Source organism: Mesorhizobium sp. Root102, from assembly GCF_001425625.1.
GTDB lineage: Bacteria > Pseudomonadota > Alphaproteobacteria > Rhizobiales > Rhizobiaceae > Mesorhizobium.
The window spans coordinates 54,028-74,626 of the sequence record NZ_LMCP01000034.1; the positions used below are offsets into that span (position 1 = coordinate 54,028).

The 20,599-nt window shown below is 63.6% G+C and carries 20 protein-coding genes and 1 pseudogene; 8 read left to right on the forward strand and 13 right to left on the reverse strand.

Features of this window, described 5'->3' with window-relative positions; translation table 11 throughout:
- The first annotated feature begins 105 nt into the window (after window positions 1-105).
- Together ASD12_RS22360 and ASD12_RS22365 are read left to right on the forward strand one after the other, a co-directional pair.
- Window positions 106-873, forward strand: coding sequence for an ABC transporter permease (locus tag ASD12_RS22360; protein WP_056591203.1), 768 nt, complete (start codon window positions 106-108; stop codon window positions 871-873).
- A 10-nt stretch (window positions 874-883) separates the two neighbouring features.
- Window positions 884-1,666, forward strand: a complete 783-nt coding sequence (locus ASD12_RS22365) for an ABC transporter ATP-binding protein (RefSeq protein WP_056591207.1) — start codon at window positions 884-886, stop codon at window positions 1,664-1,666.
- Between the two features lie 36 nt (window positions 1,667-1,702).
- On the opposite strand, the pseudogene ASD12_RS22370 reads toward ASD12_RS22365, so the two are convergent.
- Both ASD12_RS22370 and ASD12_RS22375 read right to left on the reverse strand, forming a co-directional pair.
- Window positions 1,703-3,593: pseudogene (locus tag ASD12_RS22370) on the reverse strand (ABC transporter ATP-binding protein).
- Between the two features lie 48 nt (window positions 3,594-3,641).
- The gene (locus tag ASD12_RS22375) at window positions 3,642-5,543 is read right to left on the reverse strand and encodes an ABC transporter ATP-binding protein (RefSeq protein ID WP_056591210.1); all 1,902 of its coding nucleotides are present in this window, start codon (window positions 5,541-5,543) and stop codon (window positions 3,642-3,644) included.
- A gap of 188 nt (window positions 5,544-5,731) precedes the next feature.
- On the opposite strand from ASD12_RS22375, the gene ASD12_RS22380 reads away from it, so the two are divergent.
- The 3 genes from ASD12_RS22380 to ASD12_RS22390 all read left to right on the forward strand — a co-directional run bounded on the left by ASD12_RS22380 (window position 5,732) and on the right by ASD12_RS22390 (window position 8,956).
- Complete coding sequence (locus tag ASD12_RS22380) at window positions 5,732-6,754, forward strand: LLM class flavin-dependent oxidoreductase (RefSeq protein WP_056591213.1); 1,023 nt, start codon at window positions 5,732-5,734, stop codon at window positions 6,752-6,754.
- Between the two features lie 38 nt (window positions 6,755-6,792).
- Window positions 6,793-7,437: a ThuA domain-containing protein gene (locus tag ASD12_RS22385; RefSeq protein WP_056591216.1), complete on the forward strand. Its 645-nt coding sequence runs from the start codon at window positions 6,793-6,795 to the stop codon at window positions 7,435-7,437.
- An 85-nt stretch (window positions 7,438-7,522) separates the two neighbouring features.
- The gene (locus ASD12_RS22390; protein WP_280139597.1) at window positions 7,523-8,956 is read left to right on the forward strand and encodes an aldehyde dehydrogenase family protein; all 1,434 of its coding nucleotides are present in this window, start codon (window positions 7,523-7,525) and stop codon (window positions 8,954-8,956) included.
- An 85-nt stretch (window positions 8,957-9,041) separates the two neighbouring features.
- On the opposite strand, the gene ASD12_RS22395 is transcribed toward ASD12_RS22390, so the two are convergent.
- Window positions 9,042-11,063: an amidase gene (locus tag ASD12_RS22395; protein WP_056591221.1), complete on the reverse strand. Its 2,022-nt coding sequence runs from the start codon at window positions 11,061-11,063 to the stop codon at window positions 9,042-9,044.
- Between the two features lie 145 nt (window positions 11,064-11,208).
- On the opposite strand from ASD12_RS22395, the gene ASD12_RS22400 reads away from it, so the two are divergent.
- Complete coding sequence (locus ASD12_RS22400) at window positions 11,209-11,484, forward strand: hypothetical protein (RefSeq protein ID WP_056592146.1); 276 nt, start codon at window positions 11,209-11,211, stop codon at window positions 11,482-11,484.
- Between the two features lie 8 nt (window positions 11,485-11,492).
- On the opposite strand, the gene ASD12_RS22405 is transcribed toward ASD12_RS22400, so the two are convergent.
- The 4 genes from ASD12_RS22405 to ASD12_RS22420 form a co-directional block, all read right to left on the reverse strand.
- The gene (locus tag ASD12_RS22405; protein WP_056591223.1) at window positions 11,493-12,584 is read right to left on the reverse strand and encodes a Gfo/Idh/MocA family oxidoreductase; all 1,092 of its coding nucleotides are present in this window, start codon (window positions 12,582-12,584) and stop codon (window positions 11,493-11,495) included.
- Between the two features lie 63 nt (window positions 12,585-12,647).
- The gene (locus ASD12_RS22410; protein ID WP_056591227.1) at window positions 12,648-13,412 is read right to left on the reverse strand and encodes an ATP-binding cassette domain-containing protein; all 765 of its coding nucleotides are present in this window, start codon (window positions 13,410-13,412) and stop codon (window positions 12,648-12,650) included.
- Window positions 13,409-14,410 (reverse strand): ABC transporter permease, encoded by a 1,002-nt coding sequence (locus ASD12_RS22415; protein WP_056591230.1) that lies wholly within the window; start codon window positions 14,408-14,410, stop codon window positions 13,409-13,411. Before ASD12_RS22415 ends, ASD12_RS22410 begins: the two co-directional genes overlap by 4 nt.
- Entirely contained in the window at window positions 14,407-15,411 is a 1,005-nt protein-coding gene (locus ASD12_RS22420; protein WP_056591233.1) for a substrate-binding domain-containing protein, read from the reverse strand. Before ASD12_RS22420 ends, ASD12_RS22415 begins: the two co-directional genes overlap by 4 nt.
- A gap of 260 nt (window positions 15,412-15,671) precedes the next feature.
- Between ASD12_RS22420 and ASD12_RS34670 the strand changes: the two genes are divergently transcribed.
- Both ASD12_RS34670 and ASD12_RS22430 read left to right on the forward strand, forming a co-directional pair.
- Window positions 15,672-16,028 carry a hypothetical protein gene (locus ASD12_RS34670; RefSeq protein WP_162252276.1) on the forward strand — a complete coding sequence of 119 codons (357 nt, stop codon included), beginning with the start codon at window positions 15,672-15,674 and terminating at the stop codon, window positions 16,026-16,028.
- A gap of 120 nt (window positions 16,029-16,148) precedes the next feature.
- Window positions 16,149-16,346 (forward strand): hypothetical protein, encoded by a 198-nt coding sequence (locus tag ASD12_RS22430; RefSeq protein WP_056591239.1) that lies wholly within the window; start codon window positions 16,149-16,151, stop codon window positions 16,344-16,346.
- 118 nt (window positions 16,347-16,464) lie between these two features.
- Here the strand turns inward: ASD12_RS22430 and ASD12_RS35080 are convergent, their stop codons facing one another.
- The 6 genes from ASD12_RS35080 to ASD12_RS22460 form a co-directional block, all read right to left on the reverse strand.
- Entirely contained in the window at window positions 16,465-16,674 is a 210-nt protein-coding gene (locus ASD12_RS35080) for a hypothetical protein (RefSeq protein ID WP_056591242.1), read from the reverse strand.
- A gap of 208 nt (window positions 16,675-16,882) precedes the next feature.
- Window positions 16,883-17,518, reverse strand: coding sequence for an outer membrane lipoprotein carrier protein LolA (locus ASD12_RS22440; protein ID WP_056591245.1), 636 nt, complete (start codon window positions 17,516-17,518; stop codon window positions 16,883-16,885).
- Between the two features lie 56 nt (window positions 17,519-17,574).
- Window positions 17,575-17,838 (reverse strand): YMGG-like glycine zipper-containing protein, encoded by a 264-nt coding sequence (locus ASD12_RS22445; protein WP_056591248.1) that lies wholly within the window; start codon window positions 17,836-17,838, stop codon window positions 17,575-17,577.
- An 83-nt stretch (window positions 17,839-17,921) separates the two neighbouring features.
- Window positions 17,922-18,404 carry a VOC family protein gene (locus ASD12_RS22450; RefSeq protein WP_056591251.1) on the reverse strand — a complete coding sequence of 161 codons (483 nt, stop codon included), beginning with the start codon at window positions 18,402-18,404 and terminating at the stop codon, window positions 17,922-17,924.
- 184 nt (window positions 18,405-18,588) lie between these two features.
- Window positions 18,589-19,737 (reverse strand): amidohydrolase, encoded by a 1,149-nt coding sequence (locus ASD12_RS22455; protein WP_056592149.1) that lies wholly within the window; start codon window positions 19,735-19,737, stop codon window positions 18,589-18,591.
- 274 nt (window positions 19,738-20,011) lie between these two features.
- Window positions 20,012-20,455, reverse strand: a complete 444-nt coding sequence (locus ASD12_RS22460; RefSeq protein WP_056591254.1) for an SRPBCC family protein — start codon at window positions 20,453-20,455, stop codon at window positions 20,012-20,014.
- Between the last annotated feature and the right edge of the window lie 144 nt (window positions 20,456-20,599).

Consider the following 20,599-nt stretch of genomic DNA (forward strand, 5'->3'; position numbering starts at 1 on the left):
GTGACGCAGATGTCCGGGGAGCCCCCCGCGAAAACGGCTCCGGCGCCCTCCGCGCCAGGCCCCACCGCGAAACAGGCGAGGCGCCGCCGATCCTCCGGGATCGGCGTGCCCATCGCCAGGTCGCGCTTCCTGACCATCGCGGTGGCCGTGTTCGTCGGGCTCGGCCTTGCATGGTGGGCTGCGACCGGACTGGGATTGGTAAAGGCGATCTTCCTGCCGTCGCCGGGCAGTGTCGCTATGCAGATCGCCAAGCTCGCGACCGACGGCACGTTGTGGCTGGATCTCAAAGCCTCGATGTACCGCATTTCCATCGGCTTCCTCATCGCCTCGGCACTGTCGATACCGATCGGCGTGCTGATCGGCAGTTTCCGCTCCTGGGAAGCGGCCATCGAGCCTCTGGTGGATTTCATCCGCTACATGCCGGTCGTCGCTTTCGTGCCGCTCTCCATCCTGTGGGCGGGCACCGGCGATTCGCAGAAGTTCCTGATCATCTTCATCGGCACCTTCTTCCAGCAGGTGCTGATGATCATGGACAATGTGAAACGGGTTCCAGCCGATTTCATCGGCCTTGGGCGCACGCTCGGCCTGCCGGATCGCAAGATCCTGACGCGCATCGTCGTGCCCAGCGCCTTGCCGGGCATCTGGGATACGCTGCGCATCAGCCTGGGCTGGGCATGGACCTGGCTGGTGCTGGCCGAACTCGTCGCCGCGACATCGGGGCTCGGCTATCGCATCACCGTGTCGCAGCGCTATTTCCAGACCAACACCATCATCGGCTACATCCTGCTGCTTGGCCTGCTCGGCCTCATCACCGATCAGGTGATGAAGGCGCTGGAAAAGGTGCTGTTCAAGCAAGAGGGCCGCTCGCAATGATGTCCAGCCGATGAGCGCCCCCAAATTGCGGATCGCCGGTCTGCACAAGAGCTTCGGCACCGGCGAGCGGCACACGCAAGTGCTGCGCGATATCAACCTCGATCTTGCCGACAACGAGTTTGTCTCCCTCGTCGGCACGTCGGGCTGCGGCAAGAGCACGCTGCTGTCGATTGTGGCCGGACTGCAGGATTTCGACGCCGGCGAGCTCAGCATCGACGGCGCGCCGATCCTGCAGCCGGGTCTCGATCGTGGCGTCGTCTTCCAGTCCTACACGCTGCTTCCCTGGCTGACGGCGCGGCAGAACATCGAATTTGCCCTCAAGGCCGCCGGTTACGATCGCCCGACCTGCCGCAGGATCGCGCTGGAGCATCTCGAACTCGTCAAGCTGTCCGACAGCGCCGACCGCTATCCGGCCGAACTCTCGGGCGGCATGAAACAGCGCGTCGCCATTGCGCGTGCGCTTTCCTACCGCCCCAAGATGCTGTTGATGGACGAGCCCTTCGGCGCGCTCGATGCCTTGACCCGGCATCAGATGCAGGAACTGCTGACCCAGATCTGGGAGGAACACAGGTTGACCGTCCTGTTTGTCACCCATGACGTGGAAGAGGCTGTCTATCTGTCGGACCGCATCGTCGTCATGGGGATCGGCCCGGGACGCATCACGCAGACCTTCAACGTCGATATCGAGCGCCCGCGCCGCGAAGAGGTGATGGAAAGCCCTGCATTCATGGATCTGCAACGCGGCGTGCACAAGGCCATTCGCGAGGGTTCAAAACGCCTCGAAATGGCGTAGGTGCCCGCGGTCACTTGCCGGCTCTCGGGGCACCATTCACGTCGCCTTGCCGACGGCCGCATCCAGTTCCAGCTCGCCTTCGGAAATGTCGTCGAAGGAGGCGTAGTTCATGTTGTAGAGGCGGGCGTAGAGGCCTTTTCTGGCCATCAGTTGTTCGTGGTTGCCGCATTCGACGATCTCGCCGTTCTGCAAGACGATGATGCGGTCGGCGCCGCGGATGGTGGCCAGACGGTGGGCGATGACCAGCCCGGTACGGCCTTCCAGCAGCGTGATCAACGCCTTCTGGATCAGCATCTCGGTGTAGGAATCGATGCTGGCCGTGGCTTCGTCGAGCACCAGGATCTTTGCATCCGCCACCAGTGCGCGCGCAAAACTGATCAGCTGGCGCTGGCCGAGCGAGAGGTTGCCGCCGCGCTGTTCGAGTTCGGTGTCGTAGCCATCGGGCAAGTTCTCGATGAAGTCGTGCGCGCCAACCGCCTGTGCGGCGCGCACCACCTTCTCGCGGCTGGCCGATGTCTTGTGGTAGCGGATGTTTTCCAACACCGAGCCGGAGAACAGGAACGGCTCCTGCAGCACCATCGCGACCTGATCGCCAAGCGAATCCTGCGTCAGGTCACGCACGTCGTGGCCGCCGACCAGAACCTCACCCGACCAGACATCGTAGAAGCGGTGCACCAGCGCCATCGAGCTCGACTTACCCGATCCAGGGGCCGACTAGGGCCACGGTCTCGCCCGGATTGACGCGAAAGGAGATGTTCTTCAGCACCGGCTGGTTCGGCCGGTAGCCGAAGGTGACGTTCCTGAACTCGACCGAGCCGTCCATGTCGCGCGACAGCGCTACCGCGCCTTGCCTGTCGCTGACGTCGACCGGCACGTCGAGCACTTCGGAGATGCGCTGGCCTGAAGCCATGGCGCGTTGCATGACGCTGTACTGCATGGTCAGCGAGCGGATCGGGTCGAAGAAGCGCTGGATGTAGAACAGGAACGCCACCATGACGCCGATGTCGAGGCTGTGCGACAGCACCATCGATCCGCCGACGACGATGACGGTGGCCATGGCGATGCCGGTCAGCGTGTCGACGATCGGCACCATCACCTGTGCGTATTTCGCCGAGGTCAAATGGGCATTGAGGTTGGCCAGCACCTTCTCGTCATAAAGGTCGAAATTGACGTGCTGGCGCTCCAGGCTCTGCACCGTGCGCACGCCATGGATGCCTTCGGCCAGCGCGCCGTTGGCGATGGAATTGGTTTCGTGCGCGGCCATGAAGGCGACCTTGGCGCGCGGCAGCCAGAACAGGCGCACGATGAACAGCACCGGCATGGTCGACAGCGTCAGCAGCCCGAGCCGGAAATCCAGCCACAAAAGCACGCTGACGATGCCAAACAACAGCACGATGTCGCCCACCGACATCACCGATGTCTCCAGGAATTCCTGCATCGAATTGACGTCGCCCTGCAGGCGCGACATCAGCCGGCCGACCTCGGTCTTGTCCATGAAGCTCAGCGAGACCCGCTGCAGATGGCTGAACATGGCGCGGCGCAGGTCGGACAGGACATTCTCGGCCACCTTGCCGACGACGCTTTCCTGCACATAGCTGGCGGCATAGTTGATGAGGATGATTGCTGAGAAAGCGCCGATCGCTGCGATCATCACCGACTGGTCGAGCCTGCCTTTAGTCATGCCGTGGTCGATGGCGTAGCGGATGACCAGCGGGATCGCCAGTTGCGTCAGCGTGAACACCAGCACCGCTGCGACCGAGATGAAGATCCGGCTCTGATACGGCTTCACGAAGCTCCAGATGCGCCTGATGATGCGCGGGTCGTAGGCCTTGCCGAAGACCTCTTCCTCGTCGCGGTGCGAGCCGACGACAGCCTTTGTCGGCCGGCCGCTGGTATCTTCCTTGTCGTCGTCGCTCTGTGTCGACATCACGCGGCTCTATCTCTTTAGTTTTCGCGCAATTCCCAAGGGAAAGCGCTACGCGCTTTTCCCGGGAAAACCGGTTTCCACTTTTCCTGAAATTGCTCCCGCCGCGACAGGCCGGTCATCGTCCGGCCGCAGCTGTAAATCGTAGAGCGCGCGATAGCGCCCACTGAGCGCCAGCAATTCCTCATGCGTGCCGCGCTCGACGATCCGGCCGTTCTCGACGAACAGTATCTGGTCGGCATGCATCAGCGAGCTCAGCCTGTGCGAAATGATCAGCGTGACGCGGTCCTTGGCGAAGCGCTTCATCGCCGCCCGGATGCGCTGCTCGGTGCCGGCGTCTATTGCCGCGGTCGAATCGTCGAAGACCAGCACCGATGGCCGCAACATCAGGCTGCGGGCGATGGTCAGGCGCTGCCGCTGGCCGCCGGAAAGCGATGCGCCGCGTTCGCCGACGACCGTGGTGTAGCCCGCCGGGAGCCCGATGATGTAGTTGTGCAGCTGGGCGTACTCGGCCGCCTGCCCAATGCGGGTCTCGCGCGCCCAGGGATTGCCGTAGGCGATGTTGTTCTCGATCGAGGTGGTGAACAGGAACGCATCCTGCTGCACGACGCCGACCGCCTTGCGCAGCGATTTCAGCGTCACCTCACGGATGTCCTGGCCGTCGATGGTGATCGCACCTGACGTGACGTCGTAGAAGCGCGGGATCAGATGCGCGATGGTCGACTTGCCGCTACCCGGAGGGCCGACAATCCCGACGGTTTCGCCGGACCTCGCCTCGAAGGAGATGCCGGACAGCGTCGGGCGATCGCCCGCCCCCTCATAGCGGAAGCCGACATTGTCGAAGCGCAGCACGCCGTCGGTGACGACGAGGTCCCTGGCGCCGGGCGCGTCCTCGATGTCGAGTTCGGCGTCGAGCAGTTCGAACAGCCGCGTGCCGCAGGTCGAGGCGCGCGCGAAGGAGTTGACCATCAGGCCGAGCTGGCGCACCGGCATCTGCAGGATGGTCATGAAGGTGAGGAACTGGGCCAGCGTGCCGACGCTGATCTGGTCTGCGATCACCTTCTGGCCGCCGAACCAGAGCACCAGCCCCATGGCGGCCAGGAACGAGAAGTTCATGGCGCTGGTGTTCGAGACGCGGATGTCGACGCGCTGATTGGCAAGTTCCAGCGCCGACAGCTTGGCGCGGTCGAATTTTTCGAGCTCATGCCGCTGTGCCGCGAAGGCCCGCACGACGCGGATGCCGCCGAGGTTCTCGTCCATCACCCGGCTCAGCACCGACAGGCGCTCCTGCAAAGTCAGCCAGGTGCTGCGCAACTTGAGCTGGGTGACTGAGGACCGCCAGGCAACGAACGGCACAAAACTCAGGCTGAGCAGCCCGAGTACGAGATCGGTGCTGATCAGCAGGTAGGCGCCGACGCCGATCAGTACGCCGAGCAGGACGACGCGCAGGATGCCGGTGGAAAAGAACATGCGCACGCCGTCGAGATCGAGCAGGCCAAGCGTGATCAGATCGCCGGTGTGGACCCTGTCGTGGTAGGCGAAGCTCAGGCGCTGGATCTTCTCGTAGAAGGCCAGGCGCAGTTCGTAGCCGGTGCGGTGGCCGACGGCCTCGCCATAGTAGTTCTGCGCCATAGTGAAGAGACCGCGCAGGATGCTGACGACGAGCAGCGTCAGCGCCGTGTTCCACAGCGCCTGCTCCGCCGCGGTTCCGGCACCCGCGGCCATCACGCCCTGTGCCTGGTCGATGGCACGTCCCAGCAGGCGCGGAATGAAAAGCTGCAGCGTCGCGGCGATGAAGGTCGAGACGATGGTGATGCCGACCTGCCAGGGATGGCGCAGCGTCATGCGCACGATGCGGAGCAAGGTGCTGAGACCCTTGCCCCAGGAGGCTTCCGCTACATGAGCAAACGATTTCCCGCGCTCCGGCGCGCCGCCGATTGCTTGCGTGTTCAAGGGAAATATCCAAACCAATCCGGAGGTTAGCCCGGACTAATAAAGCGACTCATTCAGATGGCGCGATGTTACGCGTGTCCGAGTTGACCGTTCAAGAGCCAATTCTGACATCGCACTGTGCCTGATCCAGACGTGCCGGAAATCTCTTTTGCATTGAAGCCTGACGCGCATCCTTATATCGCATGGCTATGAAGAAAATCGGTTTCCTGTCGTTCGGTCACTGGACGCCCTCGTCGCAATCGCAAGTGCGCTCGGCTTCGGATGCGCTTTTGCAATCCATCGAGCTGGCCGTCGCCGCCGAGCAGCTTGGCGCGGACGGGGCGTATTTCCGCGTGCATCATTTCGCCCGCCAGCTCGCTTCGCCGTTCCCGCTGCTGGCGGCCGTTGGCGCCAGAACCAACCGCATCGAAATCGGCACCGCGGTCATCGATATGCGCTACGAGAATCCGCTCTACATGGCCGAGGATGCGGGTGCCGCCGACATCATCGCCGTCGGCCGCCTGCAACTTGGCATCAGCCGTGGCTCGCCCGAGCAGGTCATCGATGGCTGGCGCCATTTCGGCTACGCGCCGCCGGAAGGCAAAAGCGACGCCGACATGGCGCGGCATCACGCCGAGGTCTTCCTCGAGACGCTGCGCGGCGAGGGCTTCGCCCAGCCCAATCCGCGGCCGATGTTCCCCAACCCGCCCGGCCTGCTGCGCCTCGAGCCGTATTCGGAGGGCCTGCGCGAGCGGATCTGGTGGGGTGCGGCCACCAACGCCACTTCGGAGTGGGCGGCGAAGCTCGGCATGAACCTGCAAAGCTCGACGCTCAAATTCGACGAGAGCGGCAAGCCGTTTCACATCCAGCAGGCCGAGCAGATCCGCATCTACCGCGAGGCCTGGAAGGCTGCCGGCCACACGCGTGAGCCGCGCGTCTCGGTCAGCCGCAGCATCTTCGCGCTGGTCGACGATCGCGACCGCGCCTATTTCGGGCGCGGCAACGAGAGCCGCGACCAGATCGGCTTCATCGAGGAGAACACCAAGGCGATCTTCGGGCGCAGCTACGCGGCCGAGCCGGATGTGCTGATCAAGGAATTGGCGCAGGACGAGGCGATCGCCGAGGCTGACACGCTGCTGCTCACCGTTCCGAACCAGCTCGGCGTCGATTACAATGCGCATGTCATCGAGGCGATCCTGACCCATGTCGCGCCGGCGCTGGGCTGGCGCTGACGTTCGGATCAAGGCGGATAGTTCCAGGGAGGTACACCATGCCGAAGAAAGCCCTGATTGCCTGGGGCGGCTGGGAAGGTCACACACCGGAGCGCAGCGCCAACGTCGTGCGTGCGCTGCTGGAGCGGAACGGGTTCGACGTCACGCTCGGCCAGGGCACGGCGATGTTCGCCGATCCGGCGCTTGCTTCCTTCGATCTCATCGTGCCTGTCATCACGATGTCGACGATCGAAAAGGCCGAGCTGCAGAACCTGACGCTTGCGGTTCGCCAGGGCAGCGGGCTTGGCGGCTTCCACGGCACGATGGGCGACAGTTTCCGCAATGAAACCGATTATCAGTTCATGACCGGCGGCCAGTGGGTCGCGCATCCCGGCGACATCATCGACTACACGGTGGCCGTCACCCGGCCGGACGACCCGATCACAAAGGGCGTCAGTGATTTCGCCTACCGGTCGGAACAGTATTACATGCATGTCGACCCGAGCAACGAGGTGCTGGCCACGACAACCTTCACCGACGCGCATTTCCCGGGGATAGGCGGCGTTGTGATGCCGGTCGTCTGGAAGCGCCGCTATGGCGCTGGGAAGGTTTTCTACAGCGCTCTCGGCCACAATGCCGACGAGTTCGCAGTGCCGGAAATGGCCTTGATTTTAGAGCGGGGTCTCATCTGGGCCGCCCGCTAGGTCGGTGCGAACTGAGGACAGGACCATGACGGCACCGGTGAGAGATTTCCCGCTGCACACGCCCATCGATGGCCGGCACCGCAAGATGCTGATCGATGGCGCCTGGTGCGACGCGCTCAGCGGCCGGACCTTCGAGACGCGCAACCCCGCAACCGGCGCTGTGATCGGCACCGTGCCGCTCTCCGACTCCCGTGACATCGACCTCGCCGTGGCGGCGGCCAGGCGCGCCTTCGATGGACCGTGGAGCCGGTTCAAGCCCTATGAGCGCCAGGTGCTGCTGCTCAAGATCGCCGACCTGATGGAGCGTCATTGGGAGGAGATTGCGCTTTCGGACACGACGGATATGGGCATGCCCATCGTGCGCACGCTGGCCAACAAGAACCGTGTGCTCGGCATGCTGCGCTTCTATGCCGGCATGGCGACGTCGATCCACGGCCACACGATCGGCAATTCGCTGCCGGGCGAGATCATCTCCTACACGCGCAAGGAACCGGTTGGCGTCGTCGGTGCGATCATTCCCTGGAACGCGCCGACCGCCGCCTCGATCTGGAAGATCGGTCCGGCGCTGGCGACCGGCTGCACCATCGTGCTGAAACCTTCCGAGGAAGCGCCGCTGACGCCGCTGCTGATCGGTGCGCTGATGATGGAGGCCGGCGTGCCGCCCGGCGTCGTCAACGTCGTCACCGGCACGGGTGGGGAGGCCGGCGCGCCGCTTGCCGCCCATATGGACGTCGACAAGATCGTCTTCACCGGCTCGACAGCGACCGGCCAGAACATCCTGCGCGCCTCGGCCGGCAACATGAAGCGGGTCTCGCTGGAACTCGGCGGCAAGTCGCCGGTCATCGTCTGCGCTGATGCCGATCTCGAACGCGCCGTGCCGATCGCGGCCATGTCGGTGTTCGCGAATTCCGGCCAGATCTGCATCGCTGGCTCGCGGCTGTTCGTCGAACGGCCGATCCATGACGAATTCGTCGAGCGGGTCTCGGCCTATGCGGCTAAGCTCAGGATCGGCGACGGCGCCGATCCCGAGACCGAGATCGGACCGCTGATTTCGCTCAGGCAGCTCGAACGCGTCACCGGTTTCATCGCGGATGGCACCAGGCAGGGCGCAAGGCTGGTCACTGGCGGCAACCGCATCACCGAAGGCGCGCTTGGCGCCGGCAACTTCATCACGCCGAGCGTCTTTTCCGGCGTCACCGACGACATGCGCATTGCCCGGGAGGAAATCTTCGGCCCGGTCATCTCGGCACTGCCTTTCGACACGCTGGACGAAGTTGTGCGGCGCGGCAACGACACGCTTTATGGGTTGGGTGCCGGCGTGTTCACCCGCGACCTCGGCAAGGCGCATCAACTGGCCAACCGCCTGCGCGCCGGCTCCGTCTGGGTCAACACCTATCACGCCATCGACCCGGCGGTGCCCTTCGGCGGCTACAAGATGAGCGGCTACGGACGTGAGGGCGGTGCGGAGCACCTCGACGAATATCTGAGCACGAAAGGCGTCTGGATCAGGACGGATTGAGAGGGATGGAGAGCCGGAATTTTGCCGGTGGCAATCTATGGCGCGAAGGAACGCGACGTGGATGCTGGGTCCTCCACCTCACAGCTCACCCGATGCCGCCGGTGACCACATAAGCGCCGGCGCTGCGCCCGTCGTCCAGCCGCACCACGGCCGTCACGATCGAGCCATACGGACCGCGCCAGACGCTCTGCAGCCGCTGATGCTCGACGGCCGGGACGAGCGTGCGCCCGCTGAAGCGCGCGCGGCTTCGCTGCACCGCGACGGCTTCTCCGTTGACATGCACCTTGACGCTGGCCGTTTCGGCGGCCTCCCTGGGCAGGTCGAGCGTGATGATGATCTCGTCCTCATCGCCGGAAGACCGCGTTTCGGCGGAAAGCACTATTGCAAGCGGAAGCCCCTTGCCGTCGCCGTCTCGGGCTGGCCGGGCTGAAAAGACCTCATCGGCCAGCTCGGGCGTGCGCGGCGGGCGGGTGCGGCGGTGACTGGACTGTTCGTAGTCGCCGGCCATGCGCAGCAGCCTCTCGTCGTCATAGGCCTTGCCGGCGAGGGTGAGGCCGACCGGCATGCCGATGTCGGCCATGGTGCCCATCGGCACGGTGACGGTCGGGATGCCGAAATGGCGCCAGACCAGATTGCCGTTGGCGACCCAGGTGCCGTTGCGCCAGGCAAGCGTGGCGGAAGCCTCGTTGACATCGGCATCGGCCGGCCCGACATCGGCGGCGGCGGGCAGCACCACGGCGTCGATGCCTTGCGCGTCGAGCCAGTCCTCGAAATCGATCCGCCTCGTCGCCTCCAGCCCTTTCAGGCCTTCTTTGAGCGTCGGAATATCCAGGACGGGGGTGACGCCGGCCCGCGCCCGCTCGACATACTCCCTCAGATCGAAGCCACCGTCATAGCGGTCAGGCAGCGTGCCCGGTGGCTGCGGGAAGATCTTGGGGCCATCGACCGAGGCGAGGTCGGGGAGCGCCGGATCGGCGTTGGCGCGTAAAAAGTCATCCCAGCCCCAGATGCAGAGATCCCAGAGTTCGTGCTCGGCGAAGTCTTCTGGCACCAGCCCGCGCTCGACCATGCTGCGCGCGCCGGGGCGGTCGTTCTCATAATTGGAGACGACGGGAAAATCGACTTCGACCACCTCGGCGCCAAGTCGTGTGAGATCGGCCGCTGCCTGCTCCCACAGCGCAAGCACCGAGGCGCGGGTTTCGATCGGTCTGCCTGCCTCGCTGTCGCGGCCGATATACATTCTGGGCACCCCAAGCCGCATGCCTTTCAACGATCCGGCCAGTGTGAGACCGGTATAGCGCGTCGGCCGCACGTCGGCGCTTTTCGGCAGCTTGACCCAGGGCTGCGCGCGCCAGAAATCGCCTCGCGTCTGCGGATCGTCGGCGACGATCACGTCGAGCAGTTCGAGCATGTCGGGCACGCTGCGCGTGTGCGGCACCACGACATCCATGGTCGGCACCAGCGGCCAGTTGCCGCGCACCGAAATGACGCCGCGTGACGGCGTGTAGGCGACCAGCGCGTTGTTGGTGGCCGGCGCGCGGCCGGACGACCAGGTTTCCTCGCCGAGTCCGAAGGCGCAGAAGCTGGCCGCGGTCGCCGTACCGGAGCCGTTGGACGAGCCCGACGCGAAGGCGGCGGTCAGGTATTCGGTATTGTAGGGGCTTTCGGCGCGGCCATAGACGCCGCGCTGCATGCCGCCATTGGCCATTGGCGGCATGTTGGTGAGGCCGATCAGCACGGCGCCGCCGGCACGCAGCCGGGCGATGGTGAAGGCGTCTTCATTGGCGACGAGATGCTCGAAGGCCGGCGAACCGGCGGCCACCGTCAGTCCCGACACTTTGTAGCTGTCCTTGGCGGTGTAGGGGATGCCGTCGAGCGGCCCGAGCACGGCGCCGTTACGGCGCCGCCGGTCGGAAGCGGCGGCCTCCTCGAACATATCGGGGTTGAGCACCGGAACGGCGTTGAGGGCGATGCCGTGGCGGTCGAAATGCGCGATGCGCCTGAGATAGGCCCCGACCAGTTCGACGCTGGTGACGGTGCCGTCATCGAGCGCGCGGCGCAGTTGATCGATCGTCGCTTCGACGAGATGAAGGCCGGTATCGGTCATCACGGGTCCCACATTTCCACGCGCCATGGATGAGCGAGGCCGTTGGCTTCGGCAAGAGCCTATCGCGGTCTTCTCTGGAACTTTTGTCCGGCTGGCGATTTTGGATGTATGATGCGATTCCGGAATGGCCAGGAGGGTGTTGCCGATGACCACGAAATGCGTTGCGATCCTAGCTCTCGCTCTGGCAATGGGCTCAAGCCTTTGCACTCCGGCGTTCGCTGGCGATCGGCATCACGACCGCCGGGTGCAATCCCAACGCTACGTTCCCGCCGAAGGCGACCTTATCGACATCCTGTTCGGCGGCCCGCGCTACTATGATCAGCAGCTGTTTACGACGGCGGCTGGAGCCTGCTCATACAATCGCGTCGGACCGGACGCGAATGCGTTGAACAAGATTAACGATCATCACTGTGGGAAGTAGGCAGTAGGCTAGCCCCAGCGCCGGCTGCTCTCCTTCATCCGCTCGATGATCTCGGCCATCAGCGCCAGGTCGCGGCGGGAATCGGCGAGGTCGGTCAGCGGCTTCGTGCCTTCGGTGATGTGGCGGTGGAAAATCTCGAGTTCATTCGAGAAGGCATCGCCATAGAGCGGGCCGAAGCTTTTCGTCACAGGGCCGAGCGGGCCGGCATCTGTGACCTCCAGCCGGGTCGGCAGGCTGCGGATATAGGGCGTGTCATAGATGATGCGCACGCGCCTAGTGTTGGAGCGCACCTCGATCATGGCGTCGAACAGGCCGAGATCGTCGACGACGGCATCATACAGACAAGCGAAATGCCCATAGTCGAAAGTGACCGATGTGTTGGCGCCGCCATTGGTGCGGTGGGCGGTGAGCACGCCCGCCGGCTCGCCGATCAGCCCGCGCATCGCCGAAATGTGGTGCGAGGACAGCGCTGTCAGGCCGCGATAGGCGCGCACCAGATCGGCTGGTGCGCCGGCGCCAACCACCTCGCGGATCAGTGCGTCGCGTTCGCTTGCGCCACGCGCCAGCAGGGCAGGGTCAATGTCTCTGGGATAAAGGACGTTCTGGGTCTTCTTGAGGAAATGCCGGCCTTCCGAAATCAGGTCGAAGATGCGGACATGGGTGATGTCGGCGAAGGCCGGCAGCTCGTCCCTGGCCGCTAGATAGGCCGGCGCGTAGCGGCGCATGTAGCCGACGAAAAGCGTCTTGTCGTAGCCCGGCATCAGCGCCAGCAGATCGTCGATCTCGCGCACCGTGAGACAAGCGGGCTTTTCCAGCAGGATGTGCTTGTTGGCAGCAATCGCCGCGCGCACGAAGCGGCTATGGGTGTCATCGGACGACAGCACGAACACCGCGTCGATGTCGGGCGAGTTGATCAGCGCCTCGGCCGTCTCGAAGGCCTTTACCGTCGGATGTTGCGAGGTGCACAGCGCCACCAGGCTCGGCGACACGTCATACACGCCCGCGATCACCCAGCGGTCGCGCTGATCGCTCAGCACCGGCAGATGGATCGACTGCGCGACCTCTCCAAGACCGACAAGCCCGACACGAATTGGTGCCATTCGCAAACTCCCTTTGATTTCAAGTCTCGGGCTGGCCAGGACGGCCAGCTGTTGATTGACCGATCAAGCCGCGCCGGTGACCAGCGCGACGAGCTCGTTGCCCGATGTTTCCGAGGCGCGCACGGTCGCCGCCATCTTTCCCGCCCGCATTACCCAGATCTGGTCGGACAGGCGGCGGACCTGATCGAAATTGTGGCTGACCAGGATGACGCTGACGGACTGTTCGCGCAGGCGCCGGATCAGCGCCTCGACATTGGCCGTCTCCTGCACGCCGAGCGCCGCCGTCGGCTCGTCCATCACCACCAACTTGGCGCCGGAGCCGACGGCGCGGCAGATCGAGATCGCCTGCCGCTGGCCGCCCGACAGGCGCCGCACCCGCTGGTTGATCGACGGCACGTTGATCGACAGCCGCGACAGCATGGAGCGGGCATCGCGCTTCATCGCCTTGCGGTCGAGGAACGCGAAGGGGCCGATGCGGCGCACGATCTCGCGGTTGAGGAACAGGTTCTGCGCCACCGTCAGTTCGTCGATCAGCGCCAGGTTCTGGTGCACGGTCTCGATGCCGGCTTTGCGCGCCTCGTCGGGGTTGGCGAAGGGCCGCGCCCTTCCGTCGAAGAACAAATTGCCAGCGTCGGGCTGATGCACGCCGACCAGGCTGCGGATGAGCGTCGACTTGCCGGCGCCATTGTCGCCGATGACGGCGGTGACCTCGCCGCGGCGGGCCTGGAAGGCGACGTCGGTGAAGGCGCGGATGCCGCCGAAATGCTTGCTCAGCCCTTCGCAGGCTATGATCGCCTCTGTGGCGGGGATGTGATGAGGCGCGCTCATTTCTGATACCGCATGATCAGCGCCGCCAGCACCACGATGGCACCCACGGCAAGCGGTTGATAGAAGGCCGACACGTTGAGCAAGGTCAGGCCGTTGACGAGCGCGGTCAGCATCAGCGCGCCGATGGCGGGTCCCAGAATGCTGGCGCGGCCGCCGAACAGGCTGACGCCGCCTAGCACCACCGCCGCCACCGAATTGAGCAGCAGGCTGGTGTTGATCTGCGGTTCGGCCGAGCCGATGCGGGCGACCAGGAGAATGGCCGCGATGCCGGCGCAGAGACCGGAGATCGTATAGGCGGCGATCTTGACCCGGTCGGTGCGTATGCCGAGCGCGCCGGCACTTTCGGTCTGGCCGCCGGTCGCCAGCAGGTGCACGCCGAAGCGCGTGTGGTAGAGCGCGATATGCGCGACGATGACGGCCGCGATCGCCACCCAGACCGGATAACCGAACGGTCCGAACGAGCCGGAGGCGAGCCTGAGCAGGAAGGTCGAGCCGACCATGGTCGGTTCACCGCCCGACAGGATGAGCCCCAGCCCGGTGATGCCCGACAGCGTGCCGAGCGTCACCACGAAGTCGGGTATCTTGCCGGCCGTGATGATCAGGCCGTTGAGGAAGCCGACGGCGCTGGTGGCGAGCACCGCGAGCACGCAGGCGATGAAGATGCCGTAGCCGGCTGCATTGACGAGGCCGAGGATGATGGCGCCGAGCATGACGGCTGCTGCCAGCGACAGGTCGATGCCCGAGGTGGCGATGACGAAGGTCTGGCCGATCGACAGCACGACCAGGATCGCCGCCGCCAACAGCAGCGCCTGCAGGTTGGCGACGCTGAGAAAGACCGGCTGGGCGATGCCGAAGACGATGACGAGGCCGACCAGGCCGACGACGGATGCCCAGTCGGCCCAGAAGGAGGGATCGAGGAGGAGAGCCGCCAGGGAGGGACGGCTCTCCTCCGCACCCGCCGAATGGGCGGCGGGCGCGTTGTCTGCGGGTGTGCTCACTTCAGCATCTCGCGGAAGGGATCGGGATAGTCGCCGCCGGGACGCGGAAAGTTCTTCAGCGAGGCCTCGGCATTGTCCTTGTTGATCAACAGCACCGGTGCGGGCACGTTGGCGGGCAGTTCCTTGCCCTTGGCCGCGACCGCACAGGCTTCAACGCCCATGGCGCCAACGACATATGGGTATTGCGCGACGGTGGCCGAGAGTTCGCCTGCGGCGATCGATTTCAGCGCGTCGACGATGCCGTCGAGGCCGATCACCTTGACGTCCTTGCCAGAGGTCTGCACGGCGCGCTCGACGCCGAGCGCCATGATGTCGTTGGCGGCGAAGAAGCCGGCGAGATCCGGATGGGCGGCGAGGATATCGGTGGCGGCGGTCAACGCCTTTTCGCGATCCCAGTCGGCGCTGACCATCACCACGACTTCGAGCTTGCCTTCGACGGCCTGCTTGAAGCCCTTGATGCGGGCGTTGGAACCGACATCGCCGACGATGCCGGCGATCAGCGCGACCTTGGAGCCCTTCGGCACCAGCTTCAGCATCTCTTCACCAGCCAGCGCGCCGGCGGCGACATTGTCGGTGCCGATATAGGTCGAGACGGCAAAGCCGGCGGCCTTGGCCTGTTCGGGGTCGATGGTCGAGTCGATGTTGACGATCGGCCTCTTCTTCTGGGCGACCGGTACCAGCGCTTGGACGAGGTTGGAGACGCTGATCGGGTTGACCAGATAGCAATCGAAATCCTGCATGGCCATGGCGGTCAGGCGATCGGCCTGGCCTGTGGCATCACCCATATTGGCGGCGGCCTGGACGCTGACATTGACGCCGTTGGCCTTGGCCTGCTCCTCGATGCCCTTCTGCATGGTCTGGAAGAACGGGTTGTCGAGACCTTTGACGATGGCCGCGACTTTCGCCGCATCCGCGGCTTGGGCGGGCGCTGAGACGACGGTTGCAAGCATGCCTGCGCCAAGCAGGCTGGTGCCGAGTTTCAGGCAATTGTACACGCGCATGGTTTTTCCTCCTCCTGATTGTTTTATGTGCTGCATCAATGTCGCTGTCCGGCGACTGCAATGTCCGACGGTGCGCAAGCGACCCCGGCGCCTGGCGCGACGATCCGCCAGCAGGCTGGTGCCCGCCCTGTGGTGTGCGGGTCGCAGCCCCGGTTCGGGCGCTTTTTGATGTCAGGCATTGCTCCTCCCAGAGCGCCGGCCGATGCCATGCCAGCGTTTGCGCATGTTTTATAAAAAATTGACACGCGTCAAGATTTAAAATGGTGCGCAGCGATTTTGACCGTGCGGTCCCTTACAGCATGACTGGCCAGCCGATATGTGCTACAACCAAGACGCGAAAAATGCCGTTCGGAGGGAACCTCTTGGGGCATCCGCGTTGGTCGCTGCTTTTTGTGCAAAAGGGAGGTTTTGGGATGGAGCGTTTCACGGAATTGCCGGCAGCGGTCGAAGGCGGTGCGTGCATCGGGCTTTTCCGCCACGAAGTGCCGCTGGCACTGCTTGCAGCGATTGAAACGGTTCAGCCCGTCAATTTTTCGCTGCTGCCATCCTTGGCGGCGTTGAACGGCTGGCGGGTCAATGAAGGCGACCGGTCGCTTTCAGATGACCTGCTGGCATGAGCAAAGCCCGCCGCCATCGCATCAAAAAATCATACCTTAAGAGAAATCACGCCCTGTCGTCGAAAGCGGCGATCAGGCATGGGGGGGCAAGGGGAGGTTGTAGAGCGTTGGAGATGAACAATGTCTGATCAGGACGACCTGATCCGTTCGGCCATCGGACGGCTGCTCGCCGAGAAGACAGGTACCGCCGTCATCTCGATGAAGGAGAGCATTACGGAGCTTCTGGCGCTGACTGGTGCCGCGCTGGATGAAAGCCTGCAGGACCTTCTGCTCGAGATGGCCGAAGTCCGCGGCATGACGGTCGCTCTTGATATTTAGGACCGCCATCGATATGGCAGGCAGAGCCGATACGATCCGCCGAGTAGAACGCGTCGCTCGCTTCAGAAGGCCTCATAGACCTCGCCGTTTCTAGGCCGAAGATCACGATCGTCGCGGGTCAATTCGTCCTGGTGGGATCGATCGTCATCAGGCGTGCTCTGGCCTCGATGAGGCGCCTTTGCGCGGCCCTTATCCGCCCGCACAATGCTAGATTGAGGGCGACGCCACCTTCCTCATCCAGCAAGTCATTCGCGCGCTTGAGAGAGTTCTCAGCTCGTCTTACGCGCAGTCTGGCGTTGGCCGTTTCGATGCTATGAATTTCAATCATTTGTCCAGAGTCCTTTTGGAGTTCCGGTCCCTTCACTGAGTAAACCGCCGCTGATCGGATTGGTTCCGGCGATGGCGGGCACCGCCGTGGCAGGCGGCGCGATCCAGTCGTGCCTGCAACGGTGTCGCGCGGCTATGGTGACGATGCTGCCAGGCTTTGACCGGATGACCTCCGGCTCGCGGCCTACCCAATGGTGGCGATCCGCCAGCTATTTCGTTGTGGTGTTGAATTCACGGTTTGCCGCATAATCGATGGTGAAGGTACCCGCGGGAGGGCGAACGCCCTGCTTCACATTGAAGATCGTGACCGTCGTAGTGAGGCCCCTTTCGTCGGTAAGGCTCCATTTGCGTAAATCGAGCGATTTCCTGTCAAACACCATGGTGATGCTCGAATTGCCGAAGGCCGACTTGTCAGCCAGCTTAATGATAATTTGAGCGCCATCGTCTCTGATGCTTTTGAGGCGACGGCCAGAGAAGTCGACCTTGTTGTCGAGCAGCAGCTTGAGCGGCGTCTTCGAGAGAGCATAAAGCCGCGATGTCTTCAGCTTCTTGTTATAAACCACCAAGGATTTGCCATCTGCAATGACGCTGACCCCTGATTGGCCAGCATAGTTGAAGCGAATCTTGCCCGGGCGTTGGAGAAAAAACCTGCCACCGGTCTTTTCCGCTTTTGGGCCCGACTGGACGAAGTCCCCGGACATGGACTTTACCGATGAGAAGTGATCGGCAATCGTCTTCGCTTCCACAGGAGCGGCCGAGATCGCGGTCGTAAGTCCAACATTTATCGCGGCAGCGCTGGCGACGGCAAACCAGAGAGCCAGCAGTTTCTTGATGTCATATGCCATTCACTTATCCTACCCCGAGCAGGCGCGTGATCGAAAGAGATCACGCGCCTTTGAGATCAGTAGCCGTCCGGACAGCGTGCAACGTAAACTCGGCCATGCCGATCGCGATATCTGCACTGGCCGGCTTCGCTGGCGTGCCCGATGACCGCCCCGGCGATCGCTCCGACCGCACCGCCAACAACCGCCCCTTGCACCGGATCGCCGGCCACCGCGGCGCCTATGGCTGCGCCACCCAAGCCGCCGACGGCAGCGCCTTGCTCGGTGCGGGAGCATGCCGCGAGCGGAATGAGTAGGCTCAAAATGAGCAGCGTCTTCTTCATTGGTTCTCTCCTGAGGCCATTATTAGCCGAAGCTTAAATGCGCCACGGAGTTTTTCGATCCATCGACCCTTGCCTGTCGAGCGTCAGCCGCGCCGGGCCGCGTCGATCGCCGCGACGTCGATCTTCCTCATCTCCATCATCGCATCAAACGCGCGCTTGGCTTCGTCGCCGCCTGCCGCCATCGCCTCGGTCAGCGTGCGTGGCGTGATTTGCCAGGACACGCCCCATTTGTCCTTGCACCAGCCGCACGCGCTTTCCTGGCCGCCATTGCCGACAATGGCATTCCAGTAGCGGTCGGTTTCCGGTTGATCGTCAGTGGCGATCTGGAACGAGAAGGCTTCGCTTTGCTTGAACGCGGAGCCGCCGTTCAATCCGATGCAGGGAATGCCTGCAACCGTGAATTCGACCGTCAACACGTCGCCCTTCTTGCCGGACGGAAAATCGCTTGGCGCACGGTGAACGGCGCCCATCTCGGTGTCGGGAAAGGTCTCCGCGTAGAAGCGAGCCGCAGCCTCGGCGTCCTTGTCGAACCAGAGGCAAATCGTGTTCTTTCGCGTCTTTGGCATTGCGTGTTCCTTTCTATCTGAAGCCTGATTTCCGTCCTTGTGTCCCACCCAAGCTCTTCCAGAATAGGTCGCCAACCGCTTTTCTCCACCCTAGCGCAAGCAAGCCGACAAGCGCGGCTGACCGCTTCGCGTCAGAGCGCTCGGCGGAATGCTGTTTTCTGCGCCAGAGGTGATCTGGCAGACGTCAGCCCAGAAGATTACGCGCCGTGCGCATGAAGATCTTTGAGCCGATCGGGATCAGGTCGTCGGGAAAGTCGTAGTCCGGATTGTGCAACGCAGGATGCCGCTCGCCTGCACCGAGGAAGAACATCGCCGACGAAGCGCTGTGGCCGAACAGGCCGAAGTCCTCCGAGGCGCGCATCGGCAGGGCTTCTTCGCCGTGCACGACGCCCTCTTCGTGGAGCGCCCTTTGCAGATGCTCCACCGCATCCGATGCGTTGACGCTGGCGACGAAGATCTCGTGATAGTCCCAACGGGTGGAAAGACCATGCTGGCCGGCGATCTTGGTGACCAGCGCTTCAGCAGCAGTGCAGAGGTTTGCCATGCGCTCGTCGCGGCGGGTGCGCAGCGTCGCCCAAACCTCGGCGTGAGCCGGTGCGATGCCGAACACGGCTTCGCCCATCGCGGCATGGGTGACGGTCACCATGGAGAAGTCGTCGTCGGCGAACGTTCCGCTGCCGAGTGCCGGCAGGGCCGGCATCAGCTCACTGATCGCCAGCATCGGCGAGGTGCCGGTCTCGGGCATGGACGAATGCGCTGTCTTGCCCTCCAGCACGATGCGCATGCCGCGTGAAGCGCAGTTGACCACGCCGGCTTTGAGCCGCACTTCGCCCAATGGCACGCCGGGCAGATTGTGCAATGAGAAAGCGAAATCCGGCGCGATCTCGCCGAAGCGGGGATCGGCGACGACGCCGGCCGCGCCATTGCCGGTTTCTTCCGCCGGCTGGAACATCAGCACGACACGGCCGCTCGCGGGCCTCTCTCGCCCCAGCTGACGGCCGAGGGATGCCAGAATCGCGGTGTGTCCGTCATGTCCGCACATATGCGACTTGCCCGGTACGCGTGAGGAATGCGGCACGCCCGAAAGCTCTTCGATCGGCAAGGCATCGAGCTCCGAGCGGAACAGCACGGTCGGCCCCGCTCTACCGCTGTCGTATATTGCCGCGACGCCGTGCCCGCCCAATCCGGTCAGCACCTTGTCCGGTCCCGTATCGGCGAGGAAATCGACGACCGCTTTTGCCGTCTTCTCCTCTTCATTCGAGATTTCCGGGTTCTGATGCAGCCGGCGCCGCCACGCGGTCAACTCGACAATGTCTCGATTGGTCAGGGTCATCCCTTTGGCCTCCGCTGCATTCTTCATGACACGCGCCGGGCGTGTCCAAACGCGATGAGGAATTGCTAGCGATAAATGGCAGCCCCCGCCACAGTCCAAGTTTCAGGCGTCAGGGGGCCAGAAACGTGGCAACCTCCTACTGCCCAACGGCTGGGAAGGGGGCTCGGGATGCGCGCCGACCTGCGCTGAAGGGACAAGAATGAGCAGCGAGCCTGCCTTGGCGTCGACGCCAAATCGACGGCCGGTCCTCCCAGCCCCCGTGTCACCGCTCTAGCTATTGATTGATTTCGGGCTCGACGAGCCTTGCCAGGTTTCTGAGTGACTCCTGCCAGCCGAGATAGCAGGCCTCGACCGGAATGACGTCCGGAATGCCGGCCTGGGTGATGTCAATTTCGGTGCCGACCGACACCTTTCTCAAGATCACGGTGACCCGGATCTCGCCGGGCAGATTGGGATCGTCGAACCTGTCGGTGTAGAGCAGGCGTTCGGCCGGAACGAGTTCGAGATACTCGCCGCCGAAGGAATGACCGTCGCCGGTGGTGAAATTGCGGAAGGACATCTTGAACGTGCCGCCGACCTTTGCCTCGAGGTGATGGACCGTGCAGGTGAAGCCGTTCGGCGGAAGCCACTTGGCCAGTGCGTCCGCTTCAACGAAAGCGCGATAGACCTTCTCCGGGCTGGTCGTCAGAACGCGATGTAAACGTACGGTGCCGGGCATTTCGTGGATCCTTTCATGATTGCGGTTCGGTACCTCAAGGACGAACGACGCGTGGTCAATCCTACATAGGCTCCTGGATTTTCTTAAAGCGCGTGGCCGCAGCCTGACGGGCTGGCGGCCGAATTGAAGCGGGAACGTACAGTT

Excerpts from the sequence above, each read along its gene's own strand:
- ASD12_RS22395 (WP_056591221.1), bottom strand. The coding sequence starts at position 11,063 with ATGACCGATACCGGCCTTCATCTCGTCGAAGCGACGATCGATCAACTG.
- ASD12_RS22380 (WP_056591213.1), top strand. The coding sequence starts at position 5,732 with ATGAAGAAAATCGGTTTCCTGTCGTTCGGTCACTGGACGCCCTCGTCG.
- ASD12_RS22385 (WP_056591216.1), top strand. The coding sequence starts at position 6,793 with ATGCCGAAGAAAGCCCTGATTGCCTGGGGCGGCTGGGAAGGTCACACA.
- ASD12_RS22420 (WP_056591233.1), bottom strand. The coding sequence starts at position 15,411 with ATGCGCGTGTACAATTGCCTGAAACTCGGCACCAGCCTGCTTGGCGCA.
- ASD12_RS22430 (WP_056591239.1), top strand. The coding sequence starts at position 16,149 with ATGTCTGATCAGGACGACCTGATCCGTTCGGCCATCGGACGGCTGCTC.
- ASD12_RS34670 (WP_162252276.1), top strand. The coding sequence starts at position 15,672 with ATGGTGCGCAGCGATTTTGACCGTGCGGTCCCTTACAGCATGACTGGC.
- ASD12_RS22390 (WP_280139597.1), top strand. The coding sequence starts at position 7,523 with ATGCTGATCGATGGCGCCTGGTGCGACGCGCTCAGCGGCCGGACCTTC.
- ASD12_RS35080 (WP_056591242.1), bottom strand. The coding sequence starts at position 16,674 with ATGATTGAAATTCATAGCATCGAAACGGCCAACGCCAGACTGCGCGTA.
- ASD12_RS22410 (WP_056591227.1), bottom strand. The coding sequence starts at position 13,412 with ATGAGCGCGCCTCATCACATCCCCGCCACAGAGGCGATCATAGCCTGC.
- ASD12_RS22365 (WP_056591207.1), top strand. The coding sequence starts at position 884 with ATGAGCGCCCCCAAATTGCGGATCGCCGGTCTGCACAAGAGCTTCGGC.
- ASD12_RS22405 (WP_056591223.1), bottom strand. The coding sequence starts at position 12,584 with ATGGCACCAATTCGTGTCGGGCTTGTCGGTCTTGGAGAGGTCGCGCAG.
- ASD12_RS22450 (WP_056591251.1), bottom strand. The coding sequence starts at position 18,404 with ATGCCAAAGACGCGAAAGAACACGATTTGCCTCTGGTTCGACAAGGAC.
- ASD12_RS22445 (WP_056591248.1), bottom strand. The coding sequence starts at position 17,838 with ATGAAGAAGACGCTGCTCATTTTGAGCCTACTCATTCCGCTCGCGGCA.
- ASD12_RS22455 (WP_056592149.1), bottom strand. The coding sequence starts at position 19,737 with ATGACCCTGACCAATCGAGACATTGTCGAGTTGACCGCGTGGCGGCGC.
- ASD12_RS22400 (WP_056592146.1), top strand. The coding sequence starts at position 11,209 with ATGACCACGAAATGCGTTGCGATCCTAGCTCTCGCTCTGGCAATGGGC.
- ASD12_RS22460 (WP_056591254.1), bottom strand. The coding sequence starts at position 20,455 with ATGCCCGGCACCGTACGTTTACATCGCGTTCTGACGACCAGCCCGGAG.
- ASD12_RS22440 (WP_056591245.1), bottom strand. The coding sequence starts at position 17,518 with ATGGCATATGACATCAAGAAACTGCTGGCTCTCTGGTTTGCCGTCGCC.